This window comes from Kitasatospora sp. NPDC127116, from assembly GCF_042677365.1.
Classification (GTDB): domain Bacteria; phylum Actinomycetota; class Actinomycetes; order Streptomycetales; family Streptomycetaceae; genus Kitasatospora; species Kitasatospora lactacystinica.
Window position 1 is genome coordinate 1 of sequence record NZ_JBHXTL010000180.1, and the last position, 15254, is coordinate 15254.

A 15254-nucleotide genomic window follows, 5' to 3' on the forward strand; every position below is an offset into this window, starting at 1 on the left:
GGATGTCCGGGCTGCCCAGGTCGATCCAGCAGGGCGAGCCGATGGGGAAGTCGGTGGTGAGCATGGCGGTGTGCCCTTCGACGGATGGGACGGCCGGGTGGCCCGGGGCGGACCCCGGCCACCTGCGAGTCTGCACCCGGGCACTGACATCCGCAGCCGGGGAAGCCGCCGGGGGGACGGCCTGGGAGGTGGCCGGGGACGGCCCGGGACGGCCTGGGACAGCCGGGGAGGCGGCCGGGGCCCGCTGTGAGCCGCGTCACTTCCCCGCCCGCCGTGCAGCAGCGGGCGGACGGGGGCCGTCAGGGGGGCGGAAGAGACGGCGGGAGAGAGAGTGAGGCCGCGGGTGAGGCTGCGCAGGGCCAGTCCCGGGATCGACTTCGTCGAGTTCGTGGAACAGCGTGCGGGCGCGCTGTTCCGCACGGCGTACGTGCTCACCGGGGACGCGCACACCGCGGAGGACCTGGTGCAGGAGGCCCTGGAACGGGCCTGCCGACACTGGCGGCGGGTCGCGCGCGCGGAGGTGCCCGAGGCGTACGTGCGCCGGATCCTGGTGAACCTGGCCAACGACCGCTGGCGGCGCCTGCACCGCTCGGGTGAGCGCCCCGCGCCGGAACCCGTCATCGAGCGCCCCGACCCCCGCGACGCCTACCGGTCGGTGGAGCTGCGCGCCGAGCTCGTCGCGGCGCTGCACACCCTGCCGATGGGGATGCGCACCGTGGTCGTCCTGTACTACCTCCACGACCTGGGGGACCGGGAGATCGCGCAGACCCTCGACATCTCCCCCGGCGCCGTGCGCTCGCAACTCGCCCGCGGGCTCGCGAAACTGCGGGCCGCGCTGCCCCGGCAGGACGTCCCGTCCGCGTCGTCGACCTCGCGTGAAGGTGCGTGATGATCCGCTTCCCGCCCCAGGACCCCGCTTCCGCCCCCGCCCCCGACCCCGGCTTCGACAAGGAACTCCTCGCCGCCATGACCGCTTTCGCCGACAACACCCCCACCCCCGTGATCGACGCCGCCGGAATCCGGCGCGCGGTGCGCCGTCGCACCGCCCTCGCCGGGGTCGCGGCGGTGGCGGCGGTGGCCGCCATCGCGACGGGCGCGGCCCTGCTCCTGCCCGGATCGCCGGGCGGCGGCGACGGCCCGGCGGGGACCGCGCCGGGCCCGGCCGTCCAGTCAGCGCCACCGGCCCCTGCCTCGCCCGCCTCCCCTGCCGCTTCTTCCGCTCCTTCCGCCCCGGTGTCGGCGTCCGCGCTCGCGCCGTCGGCGACCGAAGGCACCCCTTCCCCCGTCGCCCCGCCCGCGCCCGGCACCGCGACCGTGACCGTCCCCGCGGTCACCGGCCTGTCCCGGGACGCCGCCACCCGGCTGTTGGACGCGGCCGGGCTGCGCTACGAGGTCCACGAACTCACCGACTGGAAGGTGCCCGCCGGGTCGGTCGTCAACTCCGAGCCGCAGGCCGGGCGCACCGCGGCGGCGAACGGCGTCGTCCAGCTGTTCGTCTCCAAGGGCCGCCCCGGAAGCTGACCGCCCACCCCCGGCCGCGCGTGGGCCGGCGGCCACCCGGCCCCCGTTCCGCTGCTACCTCGGGGGCAGGGGAAGGACGTGGCGCAGGGCCTCGACGGCGTCGGAGGCACCGTCGACGGCGAGGGCGGTCAGGGCCCCGCGGCCGTAGGTGAAGAGCACCAGCTCGCCGGGTTCTCCGGTGACGCGGACGGTGGCGGCTCCGGCCGGGCCGACGGTGAGGGAACGGCCGTCCGGGTGGGTGAGTGCCAGGCGGACGGGGGAGCGGCGGCCCGCCTCCAGGCGGGCGATGAGCGGGAGGCGGCGCCAGAGGGCCTCGGCGCGCCCGGGCGGCACGGGCTGAGCGGTCCAGTCCTCGGCCGCCCGTACGACGTCCTCGGCGTGGACGAAGTACTCCACGGTGTTCGCCGCCTCGTCCGCGCCGGGCAGGGCGAACGGGGAGTAGACCGGAGGCCCGGCCCGGAACAGCCGCACCAGTTCCTCGTACGGCCGCTCGGCGTACCCGTCCTGCACCCGCCGCGTCCACCCGGCCAGCGCCCCGACCCGGATGCCGGCCGCCGCGTCGGGCCGGCGCTCCCGGACCACCAGGTGGGCGGCGAGGTCCCGGGTGGTCCACCCGGCGCAGAGCGTGGGCGCGTCCGGCCCGGCGGCGGTGAGGAGTTGGGCGAGCCGGTGGCGTTCGGCGAGGGCGTGGTTCGACATGCCGTCAGCCTAGGGGAGCGTCGCGATGCCGGCGCAGAGCAGGCGGACGCTTCGCGCGAACTTCTCGTCCTGGCTGTGGCGGGGCGCGGACGGGTCCATGAGGAGGGGGAACCGTTCGCGCAGTTCGGTGTAGAGCTCGGCGGTGACGGGTGGGGGTGTCGCGGGCTGGTTCTGCTCCTGGAGGACGAAGCCGGTGACGTGGCTGAGCAGGGTGTCGGCGGCGATGTGGCAGTGGTCGGCGGGCAGGCCGGCGTCGAGGAGGGTGCGCAGGAGGCGTTCCATCAGGGAGAGGGCGCCGGTGCTGAGCATGCCGGGGCTCTCGGCGAGGAGTTGGGCGCCGCCGGGGTGCTGCTTGATGCTCAGGCGCAGGGCGGTGGCCTGGGCCTGTGTGCGGTCCTGCCAGGTGGCGGTGGGTGGGAGGGCGGTGAGGGCCCGGGTGCCGGCGTCGTAGGCCCGGCGGCAGACCCGGTCGGCCATCAGGGCGAGGAGTTCGTCCTTGCCGCGTACGTGGTAGTAGAGGCTGCCCGCGTGGGCGTCGAGCCGGTCGGCGACCTGGCGCATGGACAGGTTCTGGTAGCCGACCTCGGCGAAGACGGCCATGCCCGCGTCGACGATGCGGTCCTTGGTGAGCTTCATGACCTCACCGTACAGCGTTTTCCAACACCGTTCGAAAACTGTGCTAGCTTTGCCCCATCAAGTTTTCGAACGGTGTTGGAAAACGCCGGAGCCAGGGGGAGGAGCCGGACATGGGGGCGATCGTCTTCAACGTGACCACGGCCGCACTGATGGTCATGATGGTCAACTGCGGGCTCGGCGCGGTGGGCCGCGACACCCTGCGCGGACGCCCGCTCCCGTGGGCGGCGATCGCCCTGACCGCGGTCGCCGTCGCGGGCGTGCTGCTCCAACTCCTCTGGTCCGGCGCGATGGACGCGCTGGACGCGGACCCCGCCAAGTCCGGCTGGTGGCGCGAGCTCACCTCGGTGTTCATGCAGAACGGCGGCCTGTTCGGCGGCCTGTGGAACCTCGTCACCCTCGCCGCCGTCGCCGCGCTCGCCCACTGGTACTGGGGCGGTCCGCTCACCCTCGGCTTCTTCCTCGCCGGCATCCTGCTGCCCGGCCGCATCGACACCCTGCTCGGCCTCGGCGGCGGCCCCAGCACCGACCCGCGCAACTTCGCCGGCAGCTCCGGCGCCACCTACTTCCTCGGCGCCACCCTCGCCCTCGCCCTCCTCACCCGCACCCGCCTCCCCAAGGAGATCGCCCTGGCCGCCGGCGTCCCCGCGCTGGGCCTCGCCATGTGGCTCGCCCAGGAGAACGGCCACGGGCTGGTGTCCGTCTACGGCTTCGCCCTCGCGGCGGCCGTCTGGGCGCTCCGCCGCCTGCCCCGCCCGGCCCCCGGCCGGACGGCCTGACCCGCAGCCCGGCGGCCGCTCGCGGCACGCCGGCAAGCGGGACGGCGACTGCAACCAAAACTGCAACCACGAGACGACGCAGGCCCGGACCGCTAAGCGGTCCGGGCCTGCGTGAAGGCGGAGCATACCGGTGGCCCGGGCATGGTCCACGTGTCGCGGCTGGTGCCCCATGTCGTCGGCGGTGACGGTGACCTCTCGCGGATGCGGATCCTTCCTTCTGTGCTTCACCATTGACAGTTGGGCGGGGGGCTCGAAGCAGGTCGCTGCGCAGGGTGTGATCCAAGATGTAGCGGGGCGGTGAATGAGACCGCAGCTGAGGCTAGACGACTGGCTGCCGCAGCCTTGGCGATCGAGGACCCTACTTCGGAAAACTGCCAGTTGAGCCACCAGTGCAGGCGTTCTTCTTCTCGACCTGACCAGCGTGGCTTCGCAGGCGGAGCTGTGCTCCCGGTCGGAGCAGGTCAGGCGAGCCGACGACATGGGGCCGACCGCGAGCTAACAGGCTTGCTCCGCCGCCGAGGGCGCTCACCGAGGCTTGGTGCTGATTTCTCGAACGTGAGCCCATGCCGCCGTTGCCGATGCCGCAGCTTCGCCAGCAGCGTCGTGCGCCCGCCTTGAGACGGTAGCGCCGAGAGAAAACCATGCAAAAAGTACGGCGAGGGCCGATGTGAGCCCCGCCGAGATGTGGGCGAACAATGCCGCCGAGCTGGCGGTCCTCGCGTTCCCAGCCGCAATCCGGCCATGCCTCGGCGCGTTGGCTTTTGCCGAGCCGGAAGCTCTTGCTGCCCACAGCGCGAAGATCTGGGCGAGCCTGGCGAGGGCACATGCTGTGCACAGAATTAGACCGATAATACCGGCCAGTCCGATAAGGAGTCGCTCCAGGATGGAAGGATGGTCGGACCAGCCGCCTACCGGCAGCAGGCCGATAGAATGGCCGATTGCTCCTAATGGCATCGACCCTAGCGCTATTGTGCCAAGCAGGGCATCTCCAGGGTCGTCATCATCCTCGGTTTCGCTTCGCTCTTTCGGGCTCCGACTTTCTTGTTTGTGACGATTGAAGCCATTGCCGCTTGCGGATTCGAAGAAGAAAAGATTCCGCACGCCGCCCTCGACGTTTCCGTTGATGAACGTGCCGGGCCCGTCATTGCGCTGCTCTCTGGGCTGGGAGTCAGGCATTGTGCTTACTGCTCCCAATCCCGGCGGCCGCGCCGGCTTGATCTGAGCTCGTCGGCCGCAGTGAGGAGCTTGGGGGTAAGTGCCGCAAGGTCCCTCGCAGTAGAGGCTAAAAGCTCGACCGAATTGGAGAATGACATTCGCTCAAGAGCCTTCGTCGCGGATGCAAGGAGTTCCACGGAACTCGCGAGGTGGAATCGTCCTGCAGTCACGGCGATCAGGTCGGCGGTAGCCGCATCCTGCGCACTTCGAGCGGCCGCGTCGGCGAGGAGATTCGCTAGATCGGGCGAGGTCTTTGCGATCTGGGCCAGGTGTGCCTTTGTTTCCTTGTCGAGTAGCTCGTAGTTGTGCACGCCGCCGAAGACATTTCCGTTGACGAACGTACCGGATCCCGTATTGTGCTGTCTGCGGGGAACTTTATCTGGAGCGGTAGGCATCAGCAGGCTCCCCAGCCGTAAGAGTTATGAACTCCTCCGATAACAGCCCCGTTGACGAAAGTCCCTGAACCGGTGTTGCGCTGAGTGCCGGAATTCGAGACTGTTCCCGTTACGGTGAGAGCTTCAAGGTCGGGTCGAGCCTCTGGGTGGGCCGTGACATACTCCCCTACACGGTTGGTCCACTCCTGTGAGATCCGCTCCGTGGCACGGGAAAGCTCGGCCGCGAACTCGGTGTTGTGTTCGGTGGCACGAGTCCACTCGGCGAGAACTCGCGCGTCGCTGTCGAAGGCGGCCATGGCTGAGGCCTGTTCGTCAGGGGTGCCTCTGCGGAAGAGCTCCACGATCCGCGCTCGGATGACGAGGGCTCCCCCTGTGATCATCGATGCGGCGATGTTTCCGCCTGCGCCGGTCGCGATAGCGACTAGAGCGGGATCGAGCATTTTCCGGTCTCCCCCGGGTGGCGTGGTCGATGCGATACAGCCAGGAACCTACCCTCGGCGCCGACCCGATGCGTCTCGTATTGACAACAAGGACCTCGATGCAAAGCAAGTCATATTTTCAGCTTGACGTTGCTCGATGACATAGCGGTGCTTGCACATTCGAACCTTTGTCTCCGAATGCTCACGGCACAACTGGCAGGGGTCCGCCGTCCAGCCAACACTTGGTCTCGTGACCGCTCGTTCAGCCCGCATCTCGGCATCCCCCAGACCTTCGGCAGGTCCCGCCGTGCGGCGGTTCACTGAGGGCGACTCTGTGGAGGAGCTCACGCGTTTGCTTCATCGTGCATACGCCGATCACGCCGCGGCTGGTCGAGTCTTCTTCGCGTCGTACCAGTCCGTACAGGACACGGTCGACCGAGTGAGGAACGGGGAGTGCTGGCTCGCCTTCCGGGCCGCTGAGCTGGTGGGATCGGTGACGGTGGCGGCCCCGTACCCGATTCCCGAGGGGTATCCGGCCCCAGCGGGAGCGGGCTCGTTCTGGCAGTTTGCGGTGGATCCCACGTATCAGGGGACGGGCCTCGGACAGCGGCTGTTGACCTTGGCGGAGGATCGCATCGTTGCGCTCGGTTCCACGGCGGCTGTTATCGATACGTCGGCGGAGGCCGTCGAGTTGGTCGGCTGGTACCGCAGGCGGGGGTACGTGTCGGTCGGGACGTGGCGGTGGGATGTGACCAACTACGAGAGTGTGGTCTTGCTGAAGGACCTGATGGTCTGAATCGGAGGTGGCACGGGCTGGCGGGACCTCCCGGGGATGGGAAGCCTCCAGCCCGTGCCAGGGTGGCCTGGCTCTACTGCCCGAGAACTTGGGTTGCGTCCTGGGCGGCCAGGGCGAGCGCCTGGTCGAGTGCCCCGGGGCGGCGTCCGCCGGCGCTGGCGACGGTGCCCTCGCCACCGGCTCCGCCACCGACCAGGCGGGCCGACGGGACGAGGATCTGGCTGGCCTGGGTGCCGGTGCTGTGGAGGCTGTGGGTGATGGCGGCGACGAGGAGGGCCTTGCCGTCGTGCTCGGCGCCCAGGACGACGATGGCACGGTTGGCGTCCAGGATGTCGGCGGTGTAGGTGGCCAGGGTGCGGACTTCGTCGGGGCTGAGGTCGGCGACCTTCTCGGTGACGATCCGGCCGCCAGGGACGGTACGGGCGGAGGCGGCGAGCTGCTGGGCGCGGGTGCGGAGCTCGGTGTCGCGGAGGCGGGCGAGTTCCTGCTGGGCGGTGGTGAGGGCGTGGAGGCGCTTGCGGAGGGTGTCGGGGGCGTTCTGGGGGCGGGTGCCGAGGAGGGTGGAGATTTCTTCGAGGAGGCGGCGTTCGGTGTCGTGGTAGGTGAGGGCGTCGCGGCCGGTGAGGGCTTCGATGCGGCGCAGGTTGGAGCCGATGGAGGCTTCGCCGAGGATGCGGACGGGGCCGGCGTTCGAGCCGTGGGGGACGTGGGTGCCGCCGCAGAGTTCGCGGGAGAAGTCGCCGATGTCGACGATGCGGACCTGGTCGCCGTACTTCTCGCCGAACAGGGCAGTGGCTCCGGCAGCCTCGGCCTCTGAGCGGGTGGCGTGCCAGATGCGGACTTCGGGGCCGTCGAGGAGGTGGTCGTTGACGAGGGCCTGGATGGCGGCGAGCTGGGTGGGGTCGAGGGCGGAGAAGTGGGCGAAGTCGAAGCGCAGGCGGCCGGCGTCGACAAGGGAGCCGTGCTGGCGGGCGTGGTCGCCGAGGGTGCGGCGGAGCATGGCGTGCAGGACGTGGGTGGCGGTGTGGGAGCGGGCGACGGCGTCGCGGCGCGGGCCGTCGACCAGGGCTTCGGCCTGCTCGCCGGCCCGGATCTCACCCTCGGAGACGCGAACGGTGTGCACGTGGAAGCCCTCCAGGCCGAGCCTGGTGTCCAGGACCTCCAGGAGCGCACCGCCGGTGGTGCGGATGGTGCCGCTGTCGCCGACCTGGCCGCCGGACTCGGCGTAGAACGGGCTGCGGTCCAGGACCAGTTCGAGCGTGCTGCCCTGGTCGGCGCCGGGCACGACGGTGCCGTCGGAGATGATGCCGAGGACGGTGGTTTCGGTGTCGAGGCGGTCGTAGCCGACGAAGTCGGTGCGGCCGTGGCGGGCGGACAGTTCGCGGTAGGCGTCCTGGCGGCGCAGGGCCTCGGCGGTCTTGGCCTTGCCTCCGGCCTTGGCGCGCTTCTGCTGTTCGGCGAGCAGGGCGGTGAAGCGGTCCTCGTCGACGGTCAGGCCGGCATCGCGGGCGGCCTCGATCGTCAGCTCGACGGGGAAGCCGTAGGTGTCGTGCAGTTCGAAGGCGGTCTCACCGGTGAGGGCAGTGGAACGGCCCTCACGGCTGCGCGTGATGGCGGCGTTGAGCAGCCGGGTGCCCTGGGTGAGGGTGCGGGTGAAGGACTCCTCCTCGGCGATGACGACCTGCTCGATGAGGCTGGCCTGGCTGGTGAGTTCGGGCCAGACGTCGCCGAGGTTGGCGATGACGCTGGCGGTGGCCGGGGCGAGGACGGGCTGGTCGATGCCGAGCATGCGGGCGTGCCGGATCGCCCGGCGCATCAGACGGCGCAGGACGTAGCCGCGGCCGTCCTTGGCGGGCAGCACGCCGTCCGCGATGAGGTAGGCGATGGAACGGGCGTGCTCGGAGACGACCTGGAACGAGACTTTCTCCTCACCACCGGAACCGCTGCCCGGGTAGTCACGGCCGGCGAGTTCCTGGACGGTGGTCAGGGTGGGCAGGAGGAGGTCGGTGCTGCAGACGTTCTCGACGTCCTGGAGGATCGCGGCGAGGCGGTCGAGGCCGAGGCCGGTGTCGATGCTCTGCTGGGCGAGGTCGCCGAGAATCGGGAAGGTGCCGTTGTCGTCGTCCTCGCCGCGCATGGACTGCATGAAGACGAGGTTCCAGATCTCGACGTACCGTTCGCCGTCGACGGCCGGGCCGCCCTCGCGCCCGAAGGCCGGGCCCCGGTCGTAGTTGACCTCGGAGCAGGGGCCGCAGGGGCCGGGGACGCCCATGTCCCAGAAGTTGTCCGCGCCGAGGCGCTGGATGCGCTCGGCGGGGACGCCGATCTTGCGCCAGAGCTGTTCGGCCTCGTCGTCGCTCTGGTGGACGGTGATCCAGAGGCGGTCCTTCTCCAGGTTGTAGCCCTGGGTGAGGAGTTCCCAGGCGTAAGCGATGGCGTCGGCCTTGAAGTAGTCGCCGAAGGAGAAGTTGCCCATCATCTCGAAGAACGTGGCGTGCCGGTTGGTGCGGCCGACGTTGTCGATGTCGGAGGTGCGGGCGCACTTCTGGATGGTGGTGGCGCGGGGGTACTCCGGGGTGACCTCGCCCAGGAAGTAGGGCTTGAACTGGTTCATGCCGGCGTTGGCCAGCAGCAGGGTCGGGTCGGAGGGGATGAGCGGGCTGGACGGGACGTGGCGGTGGCCGCGTGAGGTGAAGAAGTCCAGGAAGGTGGAGCGGATCTGCGTCGAGCGCATGGCGGTAGGGCCCTCACGGAAGAGTCGCGGAGAGGTGGGGGGGTGATCACACGCCGAGCCGGGCCGAGAACGAGGACTGAGTGGTTCTCAGTTCTCCAGCTCGGCGCAGATGGCTCGCGCCCCCACGGTGTAGACCATGACTCCGGTATCCGTCGCTCTGAGGTGGCGCAGCCGACAACGGACGCAACGGTGCGCTGCGACTGCGCCACCAACAGTAGCGGCTCCGGGGTCAAGATCGCTTGGAGTTGTCCTCCTGACGGCCGATGCCGACCAGCAGGGGCAGGACGAAGGCGGCGTGGTCGGCGCGGGGCATCACGAGGTGGGCTCCGGCCCGGGTGAGCGCTTCGGGGCCGGCGAAGCCCCAGCCGGCGCCGACGGCGGTGACGCCCGCGGCGTGGGCGGCGTGGATGTCGGTCTCGGTGTCGCCGACGAAGATGCCCGCCCTCGGGGTGACGTCGAGCCGGTCGAGGGCGAGCAGGACGCCGTCGGGGGCGGGCTTGGGCTGGGCGTCCTCGTAGCAGACGACGGTGTCCAGCTGGTCGAGGATGCCCTGCGGCAGCAGCCAGTTGACCCGTTCGCGGCTTCGCAGCGTGACGACACCGGTGCCGACTCCGGCCTCGCGGAGCGCGGCGAGGGTCTCGGCGACGTACGGGAACACCTCGGCGGTCAGGGTGGCCGTGGCGCTCGCCGCGGCCCAGCCTTCCTCGTTGATCGATCCGTCCAGTCCGAGGTCGGACAGGACGTACTCGCGCGGGGTGGTCGCGGCGCCGGCCGGGAGATCGGCGACGGTCACCCGCTTGCCGAGGGCGGCGGTCGCATAGCCTGCCAAAGTGGCGAGTTGGGCGTCCCGGCTGTCGACGAGGACGCCGTCGAGGTCGAAGAGCACGGCTCGCTTCACGCGGCACCGCCCGCCCGGGGTGACGGCAGGTCGGCTTCGGTGAACAGCGAGTTCAGGGTGACGCGGTGCTCGGCCAGCAATGTCCGGCCGCCGAGCGGGCGCTCCAGGACGCAGAGCGCGTGGGTGACCGGTCCGCCCACCATCCGCAGGATGCGTGCCATGTGGAGCAGTTGGCCGCCGGAGCGGACCACGTCGTCGACCAGGACGATGCGGCGGCCGTCGATGGGAAGGCCTTCGACCTGGTGGCGCGAGCCGTAGCTCTTGGGCCTGCGGCGCACGAAGACGGCGGGCAGGCCGGTGGCGGCGGACAGCGCCACGACGAGGGGGACACCGCCGAGTTCGATGCCCGCGAGCACCTGGGCGCCGTCGGGGACGAGGTCAGCCATGGCGGTGGCGGTGTCGCGCAGGAGCGCGGGGTCGGAGGCGAGCCGGTACTCGTCGAAGTACGCGTCGAGCCGTCCGCCGTCGGCGAGCTTGAACGGGGCGTTGACGCACGCGGTTTCGGCGAGCCGGGCGGCGAGGCCGGCCGGTGGGGTGCGGGTGATCATGCTCCTCCGATCGGGGTGGTGCCGAGCGAGGACAGGTGGGCGCGGAAGGCGTCGGCGGACTCGACGGTGGTGAGGAAGCCGAGCGGCCGGGTCGGGGTCTCGTACAGCCACCGCTCCTCGCGCAGGAAGGCGAGCAGGCGAAGGGCCGACGCGCCCGCGAGACAGACCGGCACGGGCCGGATGGTGGTCGCGTAGTAGAGGGCAGCGGTCAGCTCGTGGAGGGTGCCGGCTCCGCCGCCCATGGCGACGACCAGGTCGGCGTTCTCCAGGTAGTGGTTGAGGCGGGCGCCGGGGTCGGGCAGGTGGACGGACAGGGTGGTGTGGGGGTTGAACGCGCCCCACTCGTCGTGCTTGCCGGTCAGGGTGACGGCGGCGACCGTGGCTCCCTGGCCTCCGGCTCCGCGGGCGGCGGCCTCCATGAGCCCGTTGTAGCCGCCGTGCAGGAGCTGGTAGCCGGCGTGGGCGAGGGCCCGGCCGATCTCCTCGGCCGGCGTCTCCTCCTGGGCGGAGGCGGGGACGACGCCGCCGAAGAAGACGGCGGTCAGGCCCTCGCGGGCCCGGCTGGCGGCCGGGCCCGCGAGGTGGAGTGCGTTCACACCAGCTCCTGGTAGGTGCGGTAGGCGGCGACGGCGTCGTGCAGGCCGTCGAGCGCCTGCGGGCAGGCCCGCTCGGCCAGGGCGAGCACCCGCTCGATCGCCTCGGTGACGTCGGCCGCCTCCGGGACGGCCGGGCCGCTGATCGCGGCGTCCAGGTCGCCCAGGCAGGCGCGGCCGATCGGGGTGACGGCGATCTCCTCGCGCAGCTGGTACCAGCCCCAGAACCGGGAGGCGGGGGCCAGGGCGGTCTTGATCAGGTCCTTCGTGGCCGTGTGCAACCGGTGCCACTCGGAGTACGCCACGAACCGCTGGCCGCGCTTGATCCGCTTGTGCAGGAGAACGGCCAGCACCAGGTGTTCGATCAGCAGCTCGACGCAGGAGCGCGGCCGGGCGAGGAAGGCGGCGGCGAAGCTCTCGGCCGCCGCGACGTCCGGCGCGGTGACCGGTCCGGGCCGTCGGTCGAGGAGGACGGCAGTGCTGACCGTCTCCTGCAGCCGCGGGATCCGGGAGGCCGGCGCGACGTAGAGGTCGATCTGGTGGAGCTTGCCCTCGTCCGGGACGAGGAAGACCATCCCGACACCGCCGAGGTCGGCGACGATCGTGTCGCGCCAGCCGGGCAGCAGGGCGCCGGCCTCGACCGGCATCAGGGTGTCCAGGGCCTCGACGAACGACGGGAACCGGGCGTCCTGGACGCCGGCGACGAAGTCGACGTCGGACAGACGGTCGGCGGTGCCGTGGGCCAGCGACCCTCGGACCATCAGGTGGGTCACCGCCGGGGAGGTGGCCAGGATGTCGGCGAGCTTCGACAGCAGCGGCAGCTGCGCGGGCCGGTTGGCCTGGGTGATCGCCGCCAGTTGCAGGGTGGGCATGCGCTTCTTCCTTCCGGGCGTAGGTGCGGGCTGGGATCAGGCGGGGATGGCGAGCAGGCGGCGCTTGGCGGTCTCCCAGCGCGTCGCGGCTTCCATGTCGCCGAGGGAGGTGTGCAGCTCGGCGATCAGGTCGTAGACCGTGCCTTCCGGCAGGGCGTAGGTGTAGAAGAGCCGCAGCAGCATCCGCTCGGCCGCCTCCGTGTAGCCGAGGGTGGCCATGTTGCGGGCGCTCTCCAGCCGCGCGACCAGGACCGTCTGGTCGGCGACGGGCAGCGGCTCCGCGACCACCGGGCTGAGCGCGGGGCGTCGGGCCAGGTGCCGGTAGGCGTCGTCGGCGTACACGTCGGCGATCAGGTGGATCCGGTCCGGGCCGAGCAGGTTGCACACCCCGTGGGCGTAGGTCGGAGTGAGCCGCCAGATCCGCCCGCCCGTCATGTGCACCTTGGTGCCGCCGGTGACCAGGAAGGCGGACCTGTTGGTGTGCAGCGGGACGTGCAGCCGGTGCCGCTCGACCTGGTCGAGCTCGTCGTAGTCGCGGTGCTCCCAGAGGAAGGCGTTGCCCTCCAGCCGGGCGAGCCGCACCCACATGAAGTCCAGGCCGAGGTCGGCCAGGAATGCGGCGGTGGCCGGCATCCGGCCCAGCAGGTCGGTCGGACGGGCGGCGCAGTCGCCGATCGTCACGTCGGCGGCGTCGCCGGAGGCGTTCATCAGCGAGGTGGTCCACCAGCCGCCGGACTGGTAGGCGCCGTACTCCTCCTTCCAGGGGGCCTGGGCGGTCAGGGCTTCGTGGCGCATCCGCTCCAAGGGGGCGGAGTCCACGGCGTCCAGCTGGGCGATCTGCCCGGCCAGAGCGGTCAGGGTGTTGTCCATCGGTTCCCTCCTGTTCCGGCTTTCGGCATGGCGAGCCGGAGGGCACGTGGTGCTGGATGAATCGGATCGGGCGCCGCTGCCGGCACACCTGATCCCACGCTTCGCTGTCGGGAGTGCATGGACAGCGACGTGGTGGTCGGGATGGCGGCGCCGGGTGTGGCACCGACAGGGGGCCGGGTTTGCGGGAGGTGGTCCCGGCAGGCACTGTTCAGTGAACCGATCCAGGGGCACGATGGGTAGGCGATTCGACACGTAGAGTGGTTTACGCGGTTTACTGCTCCAAGTCGGAGGATCGGTCGTGGCCACGTTCAAAGAGCCCAATCACCGCCTCAGGGAGGCTATTTCAGCCGCCGGATGTACCTATGAGTCGTTGGCGGGCGCGGTGCGGCGGGTCGGTGCGGAGAATGGCGAGAGCTTGTTGACCAACAAGTCCGTCGTGGCCCACTGGATCAATGGCGCACAGCCGGCCGGGCAAGTAGGTCAGTACATCGCGGAGGCGCTGTCCCGTCGCTCCGGGCGCCGCGTCACCCTCGCCGAACTCGGCTTCGCGAGTCCGGAAGAGTCGTTGGCGGCGAGTCTCGATCCAGTGGAGGCGGCCGCCAACCTCGGTCGCGCCGATGTGGAGCGTCGGACCTTCCTGGCTGCTGCTGCCTTTACCACCACCGGAGTGGCGATGCCGCTGCTCTACGACCCCGAACCGGTTTCGCGTCTGATGCGAGCTCGAACCGGCATGGCGAGGGTGGGCGAGCTGGAAGTCGAAGTCGTCCGACAGATCACGGCAGTGTTCAGCGCGGCGGACGAACGGCTCGGCGGCGGGCATGGACTGACGACCGTGACCGCCTATCTTGCCGACACGGCAGCCCCGATGCTCAATGGCCGTTTTCCTGACGAAGATACGCGGCGTCGGGCCTTCGGGGCGGTCGCTGAACTTGGCTACCTTGCGGGGTGGAAGCACCATGATCTCGGCCAAGAAGGCGCGGCCCAGCGCTACTACCAGGTCGGCTACCAGCTCGCTGTCGAGGCCGATCCTCATGGTCATGCCGGTTGGATGATGCGTGCCCTGGCCCACCAAGCGCTCAGCCTCAAGCTGTCCAACCACTGTGTCGCGCTGATCGAGAACGCGCTCACCCGAAGCATCGGACGGGTGGACAGTAGGACCGAAGCGTTGCTCCACATCACCCATGCACGCGCTTTTGCTGCAATCCGTGATAAGCCTGCGGCAGCCAAGGCGCTCCTCGCAGCGGAGAACTCGCTTACCCGTGGCGGCGATCAGCAGCCGAGCTTCTCGCTCGTCAGTGGACCGGCAGCCGGCACCGTCGCCAGCCATACGGCGCGTACTCTCACTGATCTTGGAGATCACGTGGGAACGGAGCGGCAGCACCGTGCCGCATTGATCCGTTGGGACGCCGAGAAGTACAGGAGAGTCCATGCCCTCACCTATGCCGATCTCGGCGACAGCGTGGAGGCGCAGGCGCGGGCGGACGAGGCGGTGGCGATCTGGGGGCGGGCGCTCGATCTGATGGAAGGTATGACTTCGGATCGGACGAGAAAGGCGATCTCTTCGATTCGCCCACGCTTGGCGGTCTGCCGTAGGCGTGGTGTCCCAGGAGCCGTTGACTTGGAACGCCGCGTACGCGAGGCACTGACATGACAGCCGCACCGCAGGAAGGACCCACCGACGTGGCTCACTCGACCGTTGATCAGAGCACTCTCGAACCGGCCACGGAGTCGATGACCTTGCTGGTCGCGGCTGTCATCGTCCATGATCTCGAAGCCCAGCGGGTCGTTCTCCTGCGGAGAGGGCCCAAGGCGAAGTTTGCGCAGGGCATGTGGGATCTGCCGGTTGGCAAGAACGAACCCGGCGAGCCGATCACGGAGACCGCGGTGCGTGAGCTCAGGGAGGAGACAGGACTCGTTGTCAGCCCTGAGGATTTGTGCCTGGCCCACGTCATCCACGGGGCCCGGGGCGTCGAGGCGCCCAACGGCTTTCTGACCGTCGTCTTCGCCGCTCATCGGTGGTCCGGCGAACTTGCCAACGGGGAGCCTGACAAGCACTCGGAAGTGGCGTGGGTCGGTGTCGATGCCGTACCGGACGAATTCGTCTCCACCACTAAGGGGGCACTGATCAGCTACCTCGGCGATGGTCCGAGCATTTCCCTCGACTCATGGCAGGGTTGACTGCGGTGTGGGGGGGGGGGCGGGCCCGTGGCCCCCCCCCCAAACCCCCCCAAGGAAAAAAGTTTTTTTTTAATAGGGGGGAGTGTAGTTTTAAAAAAAAAAAC

Annotated in this window: 17 protein-coding genes; 6 read left to right on the forward strand and 11 right to left on the reverse strand. The window is 70.1% G+C overall.

Features of this window, described 5'->3' with window-relative positions; all coding sequences use genetic code 11:
* The first annotated feature begins 343 nt into the window (after nt 1–343).
* Complete coding sequence (locus tag ACFVHV_RS39875) at nt 344–889, forward strand: SigE family RNA polymerase sigma factor (protein ID WP_380358256.1); 546 nt, start codon at nt 344–346, stop codon at nt 887–889.
* Nucleotides 889–1521 carry a PASTA domain-containing protein gene (locus ACFVHV_RS39880; protein WP_380358259.1) on the forward strand — a complete coding sequence of 211 codons (633 nt, stop codon included), beginning with the start codon at nt 889–891 and terminating at the stop codon, nt 1519–1521. The genes ACFVHV_RS39875 and ACFVHV_RS39880 overlap by 1 nt, the downstream gene beginning before the upstream one ends.
* Before the next feature lie 54 nt (nt 1522–1575).
* Here the strand turns inward: ACFVHV_RS39880 and ACFVHV_RS39885 are convergent, their stop codons facing one another.
* The gene (locus tag ACFVHV_RS39885) at nt 1576–2220 is read right to left on the reverse strand and encodes a TIGR03085 family metal-binding protein (RefSeq protein ID WP_380358262.1); all 645 of its coding nucleotides are present in this window, start codon (nt 2218–2220) and stop codon (nt 1576–1578) included.
* Between the two features lie 9 nt (nt 2221–2229).
* Nucleotides 2230–2856 (reverse strand): TetR/AcrR family transcriptional regulator, encoded by a 627-nt coding sequence (locus tag ACFVHV_RS39890; RefSeq protein ID WP_380358265.1) that lies wholly within the window; start codon nt 2854–2856, stop codon nt 2230–2232.
* A 110-nt stretch (nt 2857–2966) separates the two neighbouring features.
* Between ACFVHV_RS39890 and ACFVHV_RS39895 the strand changes: the two genes are divergently transcribed.
* A complete protein-coding gene (locus tag ACFVHV_RS39895; protein ID WP_380358267.1) occupies nt 2967–3632 on the forward strand; it encodes a hypothetical protein in 666 nt (221 codons plus the stop codon).
* A 525-nt stretch (nt 3633–4157) separates the two neighbouring features.
* On the opposite strand, the gene ACFVHV_RS39900 is transcribed toward ACFVHV_RS39895, so the two are convergent.
* Genes ACFVHV_RS39900 through ACFVHV_RS39910 form a run of 3 tightly spaced genes read right to left on the reverse strand, consistent with a single transcriptional unit; the run spans nt 4158 to nt 5682 of the window.
* A complete protein-coding gene (locus ACFVHV_RS39900; RefSeq protein ID WP_380358270.1) occupies nt 4158–4808 on the reverse strand; it encodes a hypothetical protein in 651 nt (216 codons plus the stop codon).
* Nucleotides 4809–4813: 5 nt separating this feature from the next.
* A complete protein-coding gene (locus ACFVHV_RS39905) occupies nt 4814–5242 on the reverse strand; it encodes a hypothetical protein (protein ID WP_380358272.1) in 429 nt (142 codons plus the stop codon).
* Nucleotides 5242–5682 (reverse strand): hypothetical protein, encoded by a 441-nt coding sequence (locus tag ACFVHV_RS39910; RefSeq protein WP_380358275.1) that lies wholly within the window; start codon nt 5680–5682, stop codon nt 5242–5244. The genes ACFVHV_RS39905 and ACFVHV_RS39910 overlap by 1 nt, the downstream gene beginning before the upstream one ends.
* A gap of 313 nt (nt 5683–5995) precedes the next feature.
* Here ACFVHV_RS39910 and ACFVHV_RS39915 point away from each other — a divergent pair, with 313 nt between their 5' ends.
* Complete coding sequence (locus ACFVHV_RS39915; protein WP_380358278.1) at nt 5996–6457, forward strand: GNAT family N-acetyltransferase; 462 nt, start codon at nt 5996–5998, stop codon at nt 6455–6457.
* Nucleotides 6458–6530: 73 nt separating this feature from the next.
* On the opposite strand, the gene alaS is transcribed toward ACFVHV_RS39915, so the two are convergent.
* The 6 genes from alaS to ACFVHV_RS39945 all read right to left on the reverse strand — a co-directional run bounded on the left by alaS (nt 6531) and on the right by ACFVHV_RS39945 (nt 12972).
* Nucleotides 6531–9191, reverse strand: a complete 2661-nt coding sequence (gene alaS, locus ACFVHV_RS39920; RefSeq protein ID WP_380358280.1) for an alanine--tRNA ligase — start codon at nt 9189–9191, stop codon at nt 6531–6533.
* Between the two features lie 229 nt (nt 9192–9420).
* Complete coding sequence (locus ACFVHV_RS39925; protein WP_380358283.1) at nt 9421–10089, reverse strand: HAD family hydrolase; 669 nt, start codon at nt 10087–10089, stop codon at nt 9421–9423.
* Nucleotides 10086–10637, reverse strand: coding sequence for an orotate phosphoribosyltransferase (locus ACFVHV_RS39930; protein ID WP_380358286.1), 552 nt, complete (start codon nt 10635–10637; stop codon nt 10086–10088). Before ACFVHV_RS39930 ends, ACFVHV_RS39925 begins: the two co-directional genes overlap by 4 nt.
* Nucleotides 10634–11233: an LOG family protein gene (locus ACFVHV_RS39935; RefSeq protein ID WP_380358289.1), complete on the reverse strand. Its 600-nt coding sequence runs from the start codon at nt 11231–11233 to the stop codon at nt 10634–10636. Before ACFVHV_RS39935 ends, ACFVHV_RS39930 begins: the two co-directional genes overlap by 4 nt.
* On the reverse strand, nt 11230–12102 hold the full coding sequence (locus tag ACFVHV_RS39940) for a hypothetical protein (RefSeq protein WP_380358291.1): 873 nt from the start codon (nt 12100–12102) through the stop codon (nt 11230–11232). The genes ACFVHV_RS39935 and ACFVHV_RS39940 overlap by 4 nt, the downstream gene beginning before the upstream one ends.
* 36 nt (nt 12103–12138) lie before the next feature.
* Nucleotides 12139–12972 (reverse strand): aspartyl/asparaginyl beta-hydroxylase domain-containing protein, encoded by an 834-nt coding sequence (locus ACFVHV_RS39945; RefSeq protein ID WP_380358294.1) that lies wholly within the window; start codon nt 12970–12972, stop codon nt 12139–12141.
* 298 nt (nt 12973–13270) lie between these two features.
* Here ACFVHV_RS39945 and ACFVHV_RS39950 point away from each other — a divergent pair, with 298 nt between their 5' ends.
* Together ACFVHV_RS39950 and ACFVHV_RS39955 are read left to right on the forward strand one after the other, a co-directional pair.
* Nucleotides 13271–14623, forward strand: a complete 1353-nt coding sequence (locus ACFVHV_RS39950; protein ID WP_380358296.1) for a tetratricopeptide repeat protein — start codon at nt 13271–13273, stop codon at nt 14621–14623.
* Nucleotides 14620–15150, forward strand: a complete 531-nt coding sequence (locus tag ACFVHV_RS39955) for an NUDIX domain-containing protein (protein WP_380358299.1) — start codon at nt 14620–14622, stop codon at nt 15148–15150. The genes ACFVHV_RS39950 and ACFVHV_RS39955 overlap by 4 nt, the downstream gene beginning before the upstream one ends.
* Nucleotides 15151–15254: the final 104 nt, after the last annotated feature.

Excerpts from the sequence above, each read along its gene's own strand:
- ACFVHV_RS39880 (WP_380358259.1), top strand. The coding sequence starts at position 889 with ATGATCCGCTTCCCGCCCCAGGACCCCGCTTCCGCCCCCGCCCCCGAC.
- ACFVHV_RS39885 (WP_380358262.1), bottom strand. The coding sequence starts at position 2,220 with ATGTCGAACCACGCCCTCGCCGAACGCCACCGGCTCGCCCAACTCCTC.
- ACFVHV_RS39890 (WP_380358265.1), bottom strand. The coding sequence starts at position 2,856 with ATGAAGCTCACCAAGGACCGCATCGTCGACGCGGGCATGGCCGTCTTC.
- ACFVHV_RS39895 (WP_380358267.1), top strand. The coding sequence starts at position 2,967 with ATGGGGGCGATCGTCTTCAACGTGACCACGGCCGCACTGATGGTCATG.
- ACFVHV_RS39900 (WP_380358270.1), bottom strand. The coding sequence starts at position 4,808 with ATGCCTGACTCCCAGCCCAGAGAGCAGCGCAATGACGGGCCCGGCACG.
- ACFVHV_RS39905 (WP_380358272.1), bottom strand. The coding sequence starts at position 5,242 with ATGCCTACCGCTCCAGATAAAGTTCCCCGCAGACAGCACAATACGGGA.
- ACFVHV_RS39910 (WP_380358275.1), bottom strand. The coding sequence starts at position 5,682 with ATGCTCGATCCCGCTCTAGTCGCTATCGCGACCGGCGCAGGCGGAAAC.
- alaS (WP_380358280.1), bottom strand. The coding sequence starts at position 9,191 with ATGCGCTCGACGCAGATCCGCTCCACCTTCCTGGACTTCTTCACCTCA.
- ACFVHV_RS39930 (WP_380358286.1), bottom strand. The coding sequence starts at position 10,637 with ATGATCACCCGCACCCCACCGGCCGGCCTCGCCGCCCGGCTCGCCGAA.
- ACFVHV_RS39940 (WP_380358291.1), bottom strand. The coding sequence starts at position 12,102 with ATGCCCACCCTGCAACTGGCGGCGATCACCCAGGCCAACCGGCCCGCG.
- ACFVHV_RS39945 (WP_380358294.1), bottom strand. The coding sequence starts at position 12,972 with ATGGACAACACCCTGACCGCTCTGGCCGGGCAGATCGCCCAGCTGGAC.
- ACFVHV_RS39955 (WP_380358299.1), top strand. The coding sequence starts at position 14,620 with ATGACAGCCGCACCGCAGGAAGGACCCACCGACGTGGCTCACTCGACC.